We start from the raw sequence: 16,632 nt of genomic DNA, 5'->3' as shown, positions 1-16,632 counted from the left end.
TCTAACAGGTCAACAAATACAATCACAACGTTACAATCTATTAATAATAAACGTATGAAAGCACAAAACAACCGTATTGTTTTTATTAATATTGCCTAACACATAATATTATTGTAAATAAATAATCTGTTAGATTATCGACCTAATAAATATAGTTATGTATAATTTATTATGTAGGAGGGTGATATAATGATAAAATTCGACTTGCTTGCAATCGGTCAGCGCATACAGAATCAACGTCTTTCATTAGGCTATACTCAACAATACATTTACGAAAAACTTGACATCTCACAAAATCATTACAGCCGTATTGAAAACGGTCACGCAGGCATGAGCTTTGAAATACTTCTTCAATTATCAGAGATACTTGAACTCTCCACCGATTATATCCTTATGGGCACTCCTGCTCCTACAGACAATATTGAACTTCTGAATAATTACAAACTGCTAAATCCTAAACAGAGAAAGTACATTGATGACCACATGAAGCTGTTTATAAACTCAAACCTAAAATAGAAGCTCTCCTCGCGGAGAGCTTCATTTAATTTCGCCTAAAAAAAGAACCGCTTTTTCAAGCGGTCCTTCTGTTTCAATCATCTTCTGATTCAATTAATTCTGCAAAACACGTGGGAGAGAGCACTTGAAAGCTCGAAGTACTGCTGATTGATCTCATAAGTATCAACGTACTCAGCTATCTCCTCTCTCAGATCGCGCGGCTGCTCGTCGTTGTCGATGAGAATGCTGTCAAGCGAATAGTTAAAGTCGTGATCCATTGTAAAGATGAGAACTCCGCAGTCGTTGCATTCTCTCTCCAGTACATGATTCACAAACTCCTTGCTTACAGGAAGGTACAGACAATCATAATCATCGTCATACATATAGTTGTTTCTTCCTGTCACTACGTCGTCGTAAACCTCGCCCATCATTGCAAATAATCTCATAAATAAGACCCCCTAATGTAAAATAAATTATGTACTTATAATACTCTCAAAACGGCGATTTGTAAATACCTTTTTGGGAAATGTCACATTTTGTTAATCATATTCGGTATTCTGCTACAATTTCATCTTAACCATTTGTATAATAGCTCTATCTATTACGCCATGTTCAACAAAGATTTGTGGACAAAAGTACGTACATAGGTGATTTGCAGAGGGTTTATTCTTATTTTGATTATACTATCTGGATAATATTTGTGTTTCATGCACTTCATCTCACGACACAAAAGCTTGATCCCCATATCAAAAAGCAGTCCATTCGGACCGCTTTTTGTGTTTTACTTAACTCTTTTCATAGTAGTTGAACCATTTTCATTTTTTATTGTAAGGGTATCCTCATCGACTGTGAACTCGATAGGTTTATTATCTCCTTCTGCGCCCTCGGGAACTACTACTTCAAAAGTATTGCCGTTTACCTTATATTGCAGGAACTTATTTATCCATATCTCGCTGTTCTCTCCGTCAATTTTTACAGTCATGGTCGTATCGCCTATCTCATTTTTATTGGAAAGCAAAACTATCCACAGCATACTCTTATGCAGCTCTCCGCCTGTTACCGTATATGTACCGTTATAGCCGTCACCTTTTATAACACGCTTCATCTCGAAGATGATTTTATCCTCAGTTTTCAGTGTAAGATAGTCTCCCTCAGCCGAAAGCGAACTATATGGATATACGGTATCCTGGTACTTAACGCCGTCATTGCGGAAAGAGAAGTTTTCTGACGAATCATAGAACATTGAAATATATCCGTCATCGGTAAATGCTATTCCCTCTCCTTCAGCGTCCTCATCAACAGGCAGCCAGCTGCCCACGATAGTAGGTTCCTTTTTGGGCGGAGGAGGCGGATTTTTAAGGTAATCCTCAAACTCCATAGTGCCGCTTGTCGACTTGTATGCGTAATAGGAAAGCACCTGTGATGCGTCAACTGCGTTTACAGAGCCGTTTTTGTCAACATCAGCAGCTTCTTTCTGCTCAGCTGTAAACTGAGGAGACTGATTTGTGGACACCCTTGCATATTCCGAGAGTATCTCAGAGGCGTCCACTGCGTTTATGGCAGAATCGCTGTTTATATCGCCGAGGCCTGACGCAAAAGCCGTGAATGCCGAACTTAAAAGCATGATATCAGCCATGACAAAACCTAATACTCTGCCAATTTTTCTGTTTTTCATTATCTACACCACCTGATCTGCAGCGCTTTGGCAAAATCAATATAAATTTGCACATATGCCACTATTTAATATTTATATTATACTATCGAATCATTAAAATGTCAATATCCAACTGTCAGATACTTCTGCCATATATTAAAGAAAAAATTTGAAATGCTATTTTTCGGCGTTGACAAGTCAGCAAAATCGTGATATAATCGGAGATAATGAAACATTATATGCTGACGGAGGCAGTGATGAAGAAGGATTCGGGCTATAATACCAGGCAGAAGGAAAACCTTCTGACGTATCTTATAAACAATAAAAATAAACATACAAACGTTCAGGAGATAAGCGCCTTTTTATCATCAGAAGGTACTCCTGTAGGAGTTGCCACTATTTACAGACAGCTTGACCGTCTCGTCGAGCAGGGGCTCGTGCGCAAGTACGCCTTTGACGGCAAGACCAGCGCCTGTTATCAGTATATTGAGGACGAGGAAAAGTGCCGCAGCCATTTCCACCTCAAGTGTCTGAGCTGCGGCAAGCTCATTCATCTCGACTGCGAGCACCTTGCAGAGCTTACTCAGCATATCGAGAAGGAGCACAGCTTCTCCATTGATTATTCGCAGACTGTCTTCTACGGACGCTGCTCGGATTGTAAGGACGAAGTCTGAGACTCGCTCTCTGAAACGGATGAGTCCTTTGGAATGTATATTTTTACGTCCTCGTCTGTTTTATGGGGCATGATATCACCTCCGAGAATATAATGCCCGAAAGAAAGGATTTTTATTCAGACGCATATTATGATGCGTCAAAGGTAAATAACGATGACCGATATCATTATTATAGGCGGCGGAGCAGCCGGCTGTTTTGCAGCGGTACAGGCGGCGCGCTTCGGCAAAAGGGTAGCGCTTTTTGAGAAAAACGAAAAGCTGGGCAGGAAGCTGCGTATAACAGGTAAGGGCCGCTGCAACGTGACCAACAACAGCACTGTTGAGGAACACATGAATAATATCCCTGTAAATCCTCGTTTTATGTACAGCTCCTTCTCGGCTTTCGACGCTGAGAGCACTATGAGCTTCTTTGAAGAGCTGGGAGTGCCTCTGAAGACTGAGCGCGGCAGCAGGGTATTCCCTGTAAGCGACTGCGCAAATGACATTGCCGACGCTATGGCAAAAGAGATAAAAAAGCTGGGCGTACAGGTGATAAACAAGCGCGTTACCAAAATTCTTACGGAAAACGGCGCTGTCTGCGGAGTCAAGGCAGGCAGCGAGGAGTTTTCTGCACCCTCTGTACTTATCGCCTGCGGCGGAAAATCCTACCCTGCTACAGGCTCAACAGGCGACGGCTATACCCTCGCAGAAGCACTGGGACATACTGTTACAGAGCTGAAGCCAAGCCTTGTACCTCTCACCTCTCCGGATAAATTCTGCGCAGAAATGATGGGATTGTCCCTGAGAAACGTCACATTGAAGCTCATGGACGGTGAAAAATGCATATACAGCGATATGGGCGAAATGCTGTTCACTCATTTCGGAGTTTCAGGACCTCTGGTCCTCAGCGCAAGCTCACATATCCGCAATATGCAGCCAAACCGCTACAGGCTTCTCATAGACCTGAAGCCTGCCCTCTCACCCGAACAGCTTGATGCACGTATACAGCGTGATTTCGCAGAAAACCTTAACCGTGATTTTCAGAACGGCATACGTAAGCTTCTGCCTGCAAAGCTGATACCCACAGCGGTAAAGCTGTCAGGGATAGCTCCCGAGCAGAAAATAAACAGCATAACTAAGGAACAGCGGCATAAGCTGGGTGAGCTGATAAAGGCTTTCCCTGTGAGAATATCGGGATTTCGTCCCATTGACGAGGCTATCATAACCAGCGGAGGGATCTCCACAAAAGAGATAAATCCCAAGACTATGGAATCAAAGCTGGTCAGCGGTCTGTATTTCGCAGGAGAAGTCATCGACATCGACGCCTATACAGGCGGATTCAACCTGCAAATAGCCTTTTCCACCGCGTATACAGCAGCAGTGAATATGTAAAGAGCTCTTTCGATTTGAAAGAGCTCTTTTTTTATTCACAGTATGACAGAAGCTCCTTTGTGAGCATATACCGCTCGTCATCGGTATCGCAGCCCAATACCACTGCGATATAAGTTCTTCTGTTTTTCTTGTATACAGTGATGAGATTGTTTCCAGCCAGATCGGTGGTCCCCGTTTTTACGCCGAGAACCCCCTCTGTATAATATGGACTCATAGGATCAAGCAGTGCGTTTGAGTTCTCCCATGAAAGTATCCTGCCAGAGCTTATCTCGACCTCTTTGCTGTGAACTCCCACGACCTCGCTTATTTCCGGCACTGAAAGGGCATACTCTGTCAGCAACATCAGATCAGCTGCCGTTACATACTGATCGGCATCGTCCCAGCCGTCAGGAGTTGTAAAGTGGCTGTTCTTCATGCCTAAAAACTCAGCAAAGTTATTCATCATGCCGCAGAAATACTCAACTGCTTCACTGTCGGTCATATCGGGGTTAAGACTGTGTGCACGGGCTGTAGAGACCGCTATGGTATATGCCGCATCATTGCCCGATGACATAAGCAGTCCCGCAACAAGGTCCTTTAACGTAACCTCGTCACCTACGACAAGTCCGCAGAGACTTGAGCCTCCGTGAACGAGAGCCTGCTCCGAGCCAACGGGGAATACAGCCTCGGCATTTACGTATTTCAGAGCTACAGCCGCCGTAAGCAGCTTTGTAAGGCTGGCAGGAGCGTATTTCTCATTGATCTTGTCCTCGTACAGAAACTTTTTGCCGCCCATAGAGTATAAAACTGCACTGTTACAGTATATATCATCAATATGAGCAATGGTAGTCACGGTCTCGGTGGTGGTCACAGCCTCAGTGGTGGTGACAGAAGTAGTTGCGGCCTCAGCAGTTTCAGCTTCAGTTGTAACGATCTCAGAGCTTTTGCTGCTTTGATCCGGCTTTTTTATCCTTAATGCAATGGCAATGAAAACTATGAGCATTAATGTGAAAACGGCCGTAAAAATGCCTATTGCAATAATAAGCCGTCCTTTTTTTATTTTATAAGCCATTACGCAGACAGCTCCTGCGCATTATTAAATATATATATTATCATTATTTTTCCTCTTTCTGCTCCCGTGGGAGTAATATCTGAAGCAGCGTGTCCGCATATATAATGACAGATTTTTGGAGTGCTATATTTCACTTTCCGAAAGATCTGCATATATTTAGCCGCCGAATGTGCGAAAAGAAGCTGTAATAATATCACGAACAAATCAAATATTCAAGCCTCAGCCTTTTTATTGTAACATATAACAGCCAATAAAGCAACACTACCATCAAAAAATTTTTGCCTGATGTCACATATCAGTCCGTTTTTTCGTTATATATAGTGAAAACTCAGCAATTTGCTGATCTATGTGAAAGGAACTAACAAAATGAAAAACAATATTATCCGCGCAGCAGCTCTTGCAGCGGCAGCCTGCCTGTCACTCAGCTCCTGTGCAGAAGCTAAAAAGTCCTCCGACACAGAGCAGCCAAAGCCAACTGCTGTATCCGCCGAGAATATTCCCGAGACCGCCGAGGAGCTCCTTGACGGCTCATATAAGACTATAAACTACAAGACCATATCCGAATTTGACGGTATCGGCAGATTTGTACAGCTGAATGATGGCAGCTACATCGGCACAGGCTACATCATGGCTGAAGAAAAGGAATACCTGTATTCATTCAGCAGCGATCTTTCCGAGATCAAAAAAGCAGAGCTAAAGCTCCCCGACGAGGTCAGCTCCGCAGATGACTTTACAGGCAGCTATTCCTTTGCTCCCGATGGTGACATCGCAGTACTGTACAGCATTTATGACGACGGCGGAGTCAAGCTGCCAAAGCTCAGCTACGACGAAAGCTTCGATTATGAGAGCTTCTATGCAAACCGCAAGACCTCTTACGGTGTATGCTTCTACAATAAGGACGGCTCAGCAAGGAGCTTTGCAATGCTCGATGATATTGAGGAATATGCGGAGGATACGGAAAGCTTCTACATCGGCTCATTTATGCAGATAAACGCAGACAGCGCTCTGCTCACTGTTTCTGACGGCATTATTCTGCTATGCAGAAGCGACGGCAGCCTCGAAAGGATCAGCTCACCTGTGGAAAACAGCTCAGGAACTATGGCATATATAGTCACAGCTCCCGACGGGAAGCCATTTCTCGCCTACAGCTACGCACCTAACGGCGATTACTCAAAATCAGTGTTCGAGGTCTTCCCATTTGAAGCCGAAAGGAAGTCCTTCGGTTCTCCCATACTCAGTGTGAACACAACCAATATAACAGGCTATAATGGAGTAATGAACGGCTTCGGAGACTATCCCCTGCTCTACTCCGACGACAGTGACCTGTACGGCATAAAGAGCGACGGCTCAAAGGAAAAGCTGCTGAACTGGTCTGACGCTGATACCCAGCCAATGCAGGTGGTAAGCGCAGGAAACGGCGAGTTCTACGGCTTCGGCGGCAGCTATAACGAGAACGGATGCATCATATATAAGCTGGTACGCCGTACCGAAGGAGAAGCCGCTGAAACTAAGGTGGTAACAGTTGGTATCATAAGCAACTATAATGACGATCAGATGTTCAGCAGCTTCAACAGAAGTCAGGATAAGTACAGAGTAAAGGCAGTAAACTACTATGATAAATATGTTGAGCAGAACGGCGGAAGTATCGACGAGGTCCACAACGCCAATGAAGCCCAGAAGCAGAACGATGAGATGAAAAAGCTCCTACAGCTCGACATTATGTCGGGTAATGCTCCCGATATGATAATCTCAGACAGGAATACCATTGCACTTTTAGGCAGCAAGGGCTTTTTCACAGACCTCTATGAGCTCATGGACGGCGACAGTGAGGTCAGCCGAAATACCGTAGCTCCCAACGTTCTCCGCGCTCTTGAAAGCAAGGACGGCAAGCTTTACAGCATATCACCCTCATTCGGTCTTGAAACTATAGGTATCAAGTCAAAATTCCTTGACCATGAAAACTGGACCATACAGGAAATGATGGATATCTACGACAATGCCGACGCTCCCCACAAATATGACGGCATAAACAAAAAGGAAATGCTGCGCATACTCCTTGAAGGACAGTCCGACCTTGTGGATATTGAAAACGGTCAGTGTCACTTTGATACTCCCGAGTTCATTGACCTGCTGAAATTCTGCGACCGCTTCGTTATGGAGGTGGATAAGCCCGATAAATTCAACGATACCTCAAATTTCGAGCAATACTATTATAACAAGGCGTTCTGGATAGCTAACGATGAGGACCTTGCCTCAGTCATACATTTTGAGAGCGATAATCAGATGAGCTGGGAAAAAGCTGAGGTCTTCGGCGGCGAAGACTTCATATTTGCCGGCTATCCCACAAGCAGCGGCAAGGGCGGAAAGCTCAATATATACGCTCATTTCGCTGTCAGCGCCAAAAGCAAGGTCAAAGAGGGCGCATGGGAGTTCATAAAGACCTACTTTGACATGAACAAACAGGGAAATCCGTACACCTATGGTTATCCATCACTCATAGCTGACCTTGAAAAGGAGCTCGACAAGGAAATGAAGCTCAGCACCTTCGGCGGCGCAGAGGAGGAAAGCAGGCAGACAAAGCTTGGTTTTACGCAGTATCCCCTCACTCAGAAGGAGCGCGACGATCTTGAGCGCTATATACTGAGCTGTGATACTCTCGCAAATGCTATGGATCACGATGCTCAGTCCATATGCAATGAGGAGGCTGACGCATTCTTTAACGGCGAAAGCTCCGCTGAAGAAGCCGCAAAAATGATGCAGAACCGAATATCCATAATTGTCAGCGAGAAAAACTGACAAAAAGGCGTAAAACTATGAAGCCCTTAGCCTTTAGCTCTTAGCCATTAGGAAGCGGCTTCGCCGCCCCTACAATGGGCTAACGGCTAAATTCTGGTTTATCTATACGATCGAATATAACACAATGCCCCTAAGCGATTTGTAACACTTAGGGGCAAAACTTTTATATAGATATATTTCTTATGCTGCTATCCTTTTCAAGCCTTTTTCATTATTCTAAGCCTTTAAAGGTTATCTTCTTGTACTTTTCAAGCCTCTGTGCCACTATCTTCGGCTTTTCGGGGTCCATGAAGAAGCCTCCCTGTGTATCAGCTATCTCATCACAGTGAACTCCGCGTCCTTCCTCTGTGGTACGGTCACGCTCAAGACCATTTGCGGCGATAACGAATTTCCACTTGCCGTCGGGAGTCTTTTCAAGGTCGCCGCCTGCTCCGCAGACTGCACACTCGATAGGATACTGAAGTCCGCGCCACTGCGGCTCGCCTAAGCAGAGGCAGTTGCTGTGGCAGTTAGGACACCAGCCGTAATCAGGCTCGCCCAGCCACTTGCGCTCAGCAGGCGGAGTATTCAGCGCCTTCATAACGTTTTCGCCTATCTCTCTTGCACGGGCAAGCTTTTCCTCATGGAGAAGCACCTGTGCAGGTGCAGGGACCATTGTTGCCATATACATATCAACTATCTTGAAGCTGCTTGTAACTGTAGTTATCTGCATACATTCAAGCGCCATTGACTGCCATGAACGTGTAGAGCCGCCTACTGCCATGAGAGCACCTACGCGGTCACGATGCTGGATAGCGCCGATCTTGGTGAGAAATGCTGTCTCGTATGCTAAATTTCTGTGCATGAATTTGAGGAACAGCGACGAGGGCATGAGCTCATATGTAGGAGCAGAAAAGATAACCGCGTCCTGATCGAGGAACACCTTCATTATCCTGTCCTTATCGTCTGCATTTTTCAGCGAACAGCCTGTATTCTTGCCCATAGACATACCCATAGTACAAGCTGTACAGCCATTACAGTCAAGGAGATTGAAATCTCTCAGGTTGATAAGCGACACCTCTGCGCCTTGCTCCTGACAGACAAGCAGTGCTTCCTTGAGCAATATCTCGCTGTTGCTGTCCTTTCTTCCTACTGTTACACCCATTACTTTAAATGCCATAATAGTACAACTCCTTTTTTAAATTAATGATACGAATCGCCAAGAAAAAACAGGTACTCCGACATTTGCAATACTGCAAATTACACAAAATAATACTTCTGCACAGCATAATTTTGCACCTTATATACATTATACTGTGTTTTTGAGATAAAATCAATATTAAATCCAAAGTAAATCTCACAATTATTTGCTTTAAATATTGTATATCTTGCAGCTTGAAATAATCTTAAAAAAATGGTATAATATTACTCGGTTATTTAAAAAGCCCGAAAGAAGCTCAGTCTTCTTTCGGGCTTTGTTATTCTATGGAGGTCACTTTAGTCGCCTTCTCTTTACGGAAAAATATGGTTACCGAGCATGAAATTACAGACTCGTAAATGTAACCTGCGTTCCGCCAGAGGGGGCTCCCCTTGTCAGGCTTTTACTTTATGGCTGCGAATGCACCGTCAAGAGCTGCGATAAGGTCATCAATGTGCTCTGTACCGATAGAAAGACGGATAGTATTCGGCTTGATACCCTGCTCAGCAAGCTCTGCCTCTGTGAGCTGTGAGTGTGTGGTCGAAGCAGGGTGGATAACGAGAGACTTAACGTCAGCAACATTTGCAAGGAGAGAGAATATATCAAGATTGTCGATAAATTTCTTTGCATCGTCCTCAGTACCCTTTACATCAAAGGTGAAGATGCTGCCGCCGCCGTTGGGGAAGTACTTCTTGTATATCTCATGGCTCTTTTCCGAGCTGAGTGACGGGTGATGAACTGCTTCTACCTGTGGGTGCTTTGCAAGATAGTCAACGATCTTCTTAGCATTCTCTGTGTGGCGCTCAACACGGAGTGAAAGTGTCTCAAGTCCCTGTAAGAAGATGAATGCGTGGAACGGAGAAACTGTAGCTCCTGTATCACGGAGAAGGATAGCACGGATATATGTAACGAATGCAGCTGCGCCTACTGCTGCTGTGAAGCTTACGCCGTGGTAGCTTGGATTAGGCTCTGAAACCCACGGATAGCGCTTTGACTTTGCCCAGTCGAAATTGCCGCTGTCAACGATAACACCGCCGATAGCTGTACCGTGTCCGCCGATGAACTTAGTTGCAGAGTGTACTACTATATCTGCACCGTACTCGATAGGACGAACAAGATAAGGAGTTGCAAATGTATTGTCAACTACGAGAGGGATACTGTGAGCGTGAGCTATCTTGGCGATCTTCTCAATGTCGATAGCGTTGGAATTAGGATTGCCCAGTGTCTCGATGTAGAGAGCCTTTGTGTTCTCGTCGATAAGTGATTCAAAGCTGCCCTCAACGTCAGGATCAGCAAACTTTGTTGTTATGCCGTAAAGGGGAAGCGTATGAGCAAAAAGATTGTATGTGCCGCCGTAGAGAGTCTTTGAAGCTACGATATTCTCCCCTGCCTTTGCAAGAGCCTGAATGGTGTATGTGATAGCAGCTGCGCCGGAAGCTGTTGCAAGACCTGCGATACCGCCCTCAAGAGCAGCTATTCTCTTTTCAAAAACGTCCTGTGTTGAGTTTGTAAGTCTGCCGTAGATATTGCCTGCATCCTTCAAGCCAAATCGGTCTGCGGCGTGCTGTGAATCATGGAAAACGTAAGATGTAGTCGCATAAATCGGTACTGCTCTTGCGTCTGTAGCAGGATCAGCCTGTTCCTGTCCGACATGAAGCTGAAGTGTCTCGAAATGTAATTTATTATTAGCCATTGTAATTTCCTCCTAAAAAATCCATACTTAAAATTTATATTAATAATGATCTGTTCGTGTAAAGCTTTTTATAAACATCGGCAGCCGCACATTCGGTCTGTCCCTCTTTCTACAGAACGGAGACGGTCAAGCATATTCATTTGTTTCATTTTACCTCTCCTTTCGTTTGGTATGTCTATATTATACATCGGATTAGTATATTTGTCCAATGCATAAATTTCATAGCCGGTTATAGAATTAATCTATAACTAAGACGTTGTGCCCTCGGTTTATTATATAATGTATACACAGCAGGTTTTGTTTCGTAAGGGTAACACAGCTTGCATTTCAAAAAGCCCTGTGTTATAATATACTAAGTCAATAGGAATACTTTAAATACACCGGAGGATAAATATGGAAAAACGTTTTATATACGCCGACAACGCCGCTACTACGGCTGTTTCGGAGGAAGTTCTGGAGGCTATGCTCCCCTATTTCCGCGAAGGCTATGGCAATGCTTCAAGCATATACAAGCTGGGACGCGACGCTCAGAAGGCAGTTGAGACTGCACGTGAAAAGGTAGCAAAAGCTCTCGGCGCTGAGCCCCGTGAGATATACTTCACAAGCTGCGGCTCTGAGGCTGACAACTGGGCTATCAAGGGTACTGCTGAGCTCATGGCAAAAAAAGGAAAAAAACACATCATAACTTCCGTCTTTGAGCACCATGCTGTGCTTCACACCACAGAATATCTTGAAAAGCACGGCTTTGAGGTAACTTATATACCTGTAAGCGACAAGGGACTTATTGATCCCGAGGATATAAGAAATGCGATCCATGAGGACACCGCTCTTGTTACTATAATGTATGCAAACAACGAGATAGGCACTATACAGCCCATAGAGGAAATAGCTGCCATATGCCACGAAAAGGGCGTTCTCTTCCACACCGACGCTGTTCAGGCTGTGGGACACGTTGAGATAGACGTCCACAAACAGGGCATTGATATGCTCTCCCTTTCGGGACACAAGATACACGCTCAGAAGGGTATCGGCGCTCTGTATATCCGCAAGGGACTTGTCCTCCCCAATCTTATCCACGGCGGCGGTCAGGAGCGCGGCAAGCGTGCAGGCACAGAAAATGTCCCTGCTATCGTAGGTCTGGGAGTTGCTATCGAAGCTGCAACACGCAATATCGCAGAAAAGGCAGCTGTGATAACTCCACGCAGAAACAGGCTCATCGACGGTATACTCAAGCTCCCCTACACACGTCTTAACGGCGACAGGGACAAGCGTCTTCCAGGAAATCTCAACATCTCTATCGAGGGTATCGAGGGCGAATCACTGCTGCTCATGCTGGATATGAACGGTATCTGCGCTTCATCTGGCTCAGCTTGTACATCAGGCTCACTCGATCCGTCACACGTTCTGCTCTCTCTTGGTCTGAAACACGCTGTGGCTCACGGCTCTATGCGTCTTTCAATTGAGGAGGACGTTACCGACGAGGATATCGGCTATATCCTTGAAGTTGTTCCAAAAATAGTTGATCGCCTGCGTTCAATGTCACCTGTATGGGAAAGAATGATGAAGGGCGAAGATTACGAATAATAAAGGAGAATAAATATGCTTTACAGTGAAAAGGTTCTGGATCATTTTTCAAATCCGCGCAATGTCGGCGAAATTGAGGACGCTGACGGCGTTGGCGAGATAGGCAACGCAAAATGCGGAGATATTATGAAAATGTACCTCAAAATAGACGAAAATACCATTACTGACGTCAAATTCAAGACTTTTGGCTGCGGTGCAGCAGTTGCTACATCTTCAATGGCTACAGAGCTCATCAAGGGCAAGTCTATCGACGATGCTCTTAAACTGACAAATCAGGCTGTTGTAGAGGCACTGGACGGACTTCCGGCAGTAAAGATACACTGCTCTGTGCTTGCTGAGCAGGCTGTCCGCGCAGCTCTTTCAGACTACTACACAAAGCAGGGTATTGATCCTGTTCCGATAGTAGGCGAAATAAAGGTACCCGAGGAAGAATAAGGATAGCGCTGTATCCGCATGATTTGAATACAAAAGCTTAGCCCCGAAGCGTTTTAAAGCGCCTCGGGGCATTTTTCGGTTATCTAAATCAAAATTTAATGATGTAGGGGCGCACAATGTGCGCCCGCAAACATACACATCAATTTTGACACGGGCGAACAATGTTCGCCCCTACAATACCAATTTTTCGGGACGCCAAAGGCGTTAAATTATGATTTATACCCGCACCGTTGCACTTTTATTTATTTTGTGTTAAAATAGAAAACGATGATTTTCAAAAATTATTTTGCCCTAAATGTAACATTTGAACAGCCGGCTACGATTGTTGTTTATGAAAGGTCGGCCTTACATTATAAATCGCAGGGAGGAATGAAAATGACAAGCAGAGAACTGACAGCACTGATGAAAAGCTCACCGGTCAACTGTCATAAAGCTCTCGTCAAAGAATATGGCAGATACGTTTATGCTATCGTTTATAATAAGCTAAGAGGCTGCGGCACCAGTGAAGATATAGAGGAATGTGTCAGTGACGTGTTTGCAGCACTTTTTATGCAGTGTGAATATGACTTATCATCTGAAAACGATCTGAAATACCTTATCGGAACTATCGCCAAAAGAAAGGCTATCGACTACTTCCGCAGCCTGTCTGCAAGAGGCAGCCATATTTCCGAGACTGATGAGGACGATATGAGGGAGCTTGTCTCGGACTTCAGCGTTGACGAACGCGTTGACCGCTCTGAACTCCGCCGCGTGCTCCTCGATAAGATAGATGAACTGGGCGAACCGGATTCTACTATACTTATCCAGAAATTCTATTACAACCGAAATTCCAAAGAAATAGCAGAAAGCGTTTCAATGACGGCTGCAGCAGTCAGACAGCGCTGTGCAAGAGCTATGGATAAGCTGCGCACTAAGCTTTTGGAAGTCGGAATGGGAAGATAAGGAGGGGGAGCTATTATGAAAGAGAAAAACATATTCGATGTTCTAGAAAATGCGGAGTATGATTCTATGGAAAGATTAATAGACAAATGCCCCGAGATCTCAGATGAACAGCTCGAAAAAATATTCGTGATGAGCGAAAAGAAGTTCAGAAAGCAAAGGGCAGAAAAAGAAAGAACAAAGAGAGATAATAGTATAAAAATGACTCATGGTGACGTAGTTGAAGGCGTTGAGCACAGCAAAAGACCTGCATGGCTCACTCCGCTGACAACAGCTGCATCGATACTCCTTATCGCTGGTATCGCTATCGGCAGTACAGCAATGCTCAAAAGACACACCAAGCCACACGGGGACGGCGGTATAACTCCTGCTGTTACAGTCACAACATCTACGGGAACAGGCACAAATATCGTTTCAACAGACGAAAATGGCTCAACTATCACAGGAACTGCCGTAACAACAACTACAACAACCGTAACAGCAAAAGCTTCTGACGGCAAAGACAACAATACAGAAGAAACTGCTGATACCGAATTCATCAAGCCTTTTGTGGGCACATGGAGATACGAGATGTCAAGCGTAAACAATCTTTCTATCCCGGAATCAGCTGATTATATGGGCACAGTTGAGATAACTGCTGATGCGGCATATACCATGACCGATAACAGCGGCAATGTCACACACGGTACTATCAGCAATGCCGTTGAAGAAATAGGCGGAACAAGGTTACAGTGTCTTGATTTCTCGTCAAATGAATACTCAGGAACCGCTTTCCTCACGACACGTGCCTATTATGTCGAATCAAGACCTTATGAGCTTCATTTCGGCAACAGCAATATTGCACGTCTTGTTCGTGAAGAACACGTTGAAACTATCGAAACAAACTGGAAATCTGCATACCGAAAAGAGCTTGTAAATCTAATAAATGCTGGAACAGTTTTTAATGATCCTATGTGGGACCTTCAGGATATAGACGGCGACGGCATACCAGAGCTTTTCATATCATCAGGTACTGAAAAAAGTGACTATGTACAAATATACTATTATGAAAATGGTAACGCAATAGGCATTAATAATACTGTACAGGTACTGCGATTTGGCGATTACGGTGTTACTCAAATCTCCAAAGAAGACCACTATATAGGTTATAGCTATGTTGATAACATTGGCGTCATCTATGATCTGACAAGGTTTGAAGAACATTATCCATACAATGATATGTTCATTCATTATCATCAGCTTGACGATCCCGACGATTCACCCTACGGTCTGAACGCCAGACCAATCAGTGAAGAGGAATTTAACAGCTGGGTCTCCAAATTCAATTCAAAGAACTGGATATCAGTCGGCAGACAGTATTATATCGGCGATTTCTCACCACTGTTGGATAACTGATATAACACAAAACGCTCCATATCTTGGAATAACGTTTGATTTGTTCTGTTCAGTAAATAAACACATTTCCCCTAAGTGTTTTTGATGCACTCAGGGGCAAAACTTCTGTATGGCAGCTCCAAAAAATGCTGATATATCCCGGATCACGGTTATTTTCTCTTATTTTCTGACAATTAATCAATAATTATTGTGCAGCCGTTCATATTTTTTTATTGAAATAATATTTATTATAGTGTATAATGTATTAAACCCGACTATACTCAGAACAGGGGGGGGATAATAATTGAAAAAAACAGGCAATATCTCAGCTTTGCTGAATAAAATGGGAAAAAACAGGAATACAGTGTTCCTTGTCATGTGCCTTATAGTACATATCGCCTATTTTTCCGTATTTTTTATCATGGGCGCTATCCCATTGTGCTTTATCAATGGACTGAGCTCTGTCTTCTACGTTCTTTTTCTTTTATTTTCAAAGGACAGAGAAAAATCCGAAAAGGCTACTGTCTGGGCATATTTTGAAATAATACTCTTTTCTACGCTCTGTGAGATATTTACAAGGAATACCTTCGGCTTCATTTATTATGTCATAGGCATGGTACCTGCCATCTTCTATCTTTGTCCCTCATACGGCAAAAAGCGGTTCATATTCCAGATATTTGGCGTATTATCTGCTTTAATGATACATCATACACAGATACTGATACCCCACAGCTTTTTTTCACAGGTATTTGAAGAGCTTTCTCCGTACTCAAGGATATTCAATTTTATAAATCTTATAATAACCCTGCTTACAGTGCTCTACACCTCGTTTTTCTATGAGCTTGAACTAAATATGATAAAAACCGAGCTTGATTACAGCTCAACTCACGATCCGCTTACAGGGCTCTATAACAGAAGATTTCTGTATGATGCTGTTATCAAGGGCGAAAAGGATCAGATAAGCATCGTGCTCTTTGATATTGATAATTTCAAGAAGATAAATGACCGCTTTGGCCACGATATAGGCGATGAAGTATTAAAAAAGCTTTCATCATGCATTCAGGAAGGATTGAATGGTGACAGCCTCTATCCTGTCAGGTGGGGCGGCGAGGAATTTATCCTTTATTACAAGGACATGGATATTGAGTCTGCTTATGAAAGAGCAAGGCTTTTGTGCAGGATCATTTCAGAAAAAATTATTCTTCCCAACAAGGAGCACGTTACCGTAACAGTAGGGCTTGCCTCAGGAAAGCGTGCTGAATTCGACAATGTTGTCAAGAAAGCAGACGAATACCTTTATATCGGCAAGAAATGCGGAAAAAACTGCATTGTATGGCCTAAAAATGAAAACGAATACACAAAAAATGCTCCGACAGTATCCTGAGCTGT

At 44.0% G+C, this 16,632-nt stretch carries 14 protein-coding genes; 9 read left to right on the top strand and 5 right to left on the bottom strand.

What is annotated here, in order from left to right:
* Positions 1-189: 189 nt before the first annotated feature.
* On the top strand, positions 190-516 hold the full coding sequence (locus tag K6G33_RS08845) for a helix-turn-helix domain-containing protein (RefSeq protein ID WP_296778475.1): 327 nt from the start codon (positions 190-192) through the stop codon (positions 514-516).
* An 89-nt stretch (positions 517-605) separates the two neighbouring features.
* On the opposite strand, the gene K6G33_RS08840 is transcribed toward K6G33_RS08845, so the two are convergent.
* Together K6G33_RS08840 and K6G33_RS08835 are read right to left on the bottom strand one after the other, a co-directional pair.
* Positions 606-941 carry a hypothetical protein gene (locus K6G33_RS08840; protein ID WP_296778474.1) on the bottom strand — a complete coding sequence of 112 codons (336 nt, stop codon included), beginning with the start codon at positions 939-941 and terminating at the stop codon, positions 606-608.
* 335 nt (positions 942-1,276) lie between these two features.
* A complete protein-coding gene (locus K6G33_RS08835; RefSeq protein WP_296778472.1) occupies positions 1,277-2,170 on the bottom strand; it encodes a dockerin type I domain-containing protein in 894 nt (297 codons plus the stop codon).
* Between the two features lie 236 nt (positions 2,171-2,406).
* Here K6G33_RS08835 and K6G33_RS08830 point away from each other — a divergent pair, with 236 nt between their 5' ends.
* On the top strand, positions 2,407-2,823 hold the full coding sequence (locus K6G33_RS08830) for a Fur family transcriptional regulator (RefSeq protein WP_296778470.1): 417 nt from the start codon (positions 2,407-2,409) through the stop codon (positions 2,821-2,823).
* A gap of 153 nt (positions 2,824-2,976) precedes the next feature.
* The gene (locus tag K6G33_RS08825) at positions 2,977-4,194 is read left to right on the top strand and encodes an NAD(P)/FAD-dependent oxidoreductase (RefSeq protein WP_296778468.1); all 1,218 of its coding nucleotides are present in this window, start codon (positions 2,977-2,979) and stop codon (positions 4,192-4,194) included.
* Positions 4,195-4,225: 31 nt separating this feature from the next.
* Here the strand turns inward: K6G33_RS08825 and K6G33_RS08820 are convergent, their stop codons facing one another.
* Positions 4,226-5,245 (bottom strand): hypothetical protein, encoded by a 1,020-nt coding sequence (locus K6G33_RS08820; RefSeq protein WP_296778466.1) that lies wholly within the window; start codon positions 5,243-5,245, stop codon positions 4,226-4,228.
* 366 nt (positions 5,246-5,611) lie between these two features.
* Here K6G33_RS08820 and K6G33_RS08815 point away from each other — a divergent pair, with 366 nt between their 5' ends.
* Complete coding sequence (locus K6G33_RS08815; protein ID WP_296778465.1) at positions 5,612-8,041, top strand: extracellular solute-binding protein; 2,430 nt, start codon at positions 5,612-5,614, stop codon at positions 8,039-8,041.
* A 211-nt stretch (positions 8,042-8,252) separates the two neighbouring features.
* Here K6G33_RS08815 and K6G33_RS08810 read toward each other — a convergent pair whose 3' ends face one another.
* Both K6G33_RS08810 and K6G33_RS08805 read right to left on the bottom strand, forming a co-directional pair.
* The gene (locus K6G33_RS08810) at positions 8,253-9,200 is read right to left on the bottom strand and encodes a flavodoxin family protein (protein WP_296778461.1); all 948 of its coding nucleotides are present in this window, start codon (positions 9,198-9,200) and stop codon (positions 8,253-8,255) included.
* 421 nt (positions 9,201-9,621) lie between these two features.
* Positions 9,622-10,911 carry an O-acetylhomoserine aminocarboxypropyltransferase/cysteine synthase family protein gene (locus K6G33_RS08805; RefSeq protein ID WP_296778459.1) on the bottom strand — a complete coding sequence of 430 codons (1,290 nt, stop codon included), beginning with the start codon at positions 10,909-10,911 and terminating at the stop codon, positions 9,622-9,624.
* Between the two features lie 393 nt (positions 10,912-11,304).
* Here K6G33_RS08805 and nifS point away from each other — a divergent pair, with 393 nt between their 5' ends.
* From nifS to K6G33_RS08780, 5 genes are all read left to right on the top strand, one after another.
* A complete protein-coding gene (nifS, locus tag K6G33_RS08800; protein WP_296778456.1) occupies positions 11,305-12,495 on the top strand; it encodes a cysteine desulfurase NifS in 1,191 nt (396 codons plus the stop codon).
* A 15-nt stretch (positions 12,496-12,510) separates the two neighbouring features.
* The gene (nifU, locus tag K6G33_RS08795) at positions 12,511-12,930 is read left to right on the top strand and encodes a Fe-S cluster assembly scaffold protein NifU (protein WP_296778453.1); all 420 of its coding nucleotides are present in this window, start codon (positions 12,511-12,513) and stop codon (positions 12,928-12,930) included.
* A gap of 375 nt (positions 12,931-13,305) precedes the next feature.
* Positions 13,306-13,872 (top strand): sigma-70 family RNA polymerase sigma factor, encoded by a 567-nt coding sequence (locus tag K6G33_RS08790; RefSeq protein WP_296778451.1) that lies wholly within the window; start codon positions 13,306-13,308, stop codon positions 13,870-13,872.
* Between the two features lie 15 nt (positions 13,873-13,887).
* On the top strand, positions 13,888-15,264 hold the full coding sequence (locus K6G33_RS08785; RefSeq protein WP_296778449.1) for a hypothetical protein: 1,377 nt from the start codon (positions 13,888-13,890) through the stop codon (positions 15,262-15,264).
* A 283-nt stretch (positions 15,265-15,547) separates the two neighbouring features.
* The gene (locus K6G33_RS08780) at positions 15,548-16,627 is read left to right on the top strand and encodes a GGDEF domain-containing protein (RefSeq protein ID WP_296778447.1); all 1,080 of its coding nucleotides are present in this window, start codon (positions 15,548-15,550) and stop codon (positions 16,625-16,627) included.
* The last annotated feature ends 5 nt before the right edge of the window (positions 16,628-16,632 follow it).

This window comes from Ruminococcus sp., assembly GCF_024691275.1.
Taxonomy (GTDB): Bacteria; Bacillota; Clostridia; order Oscillospirales; family Ruminococcaceae; genus Ruminococcus.
This window is presented reverse-complemented; position numbering and strand designations above follow the sequence as displayed.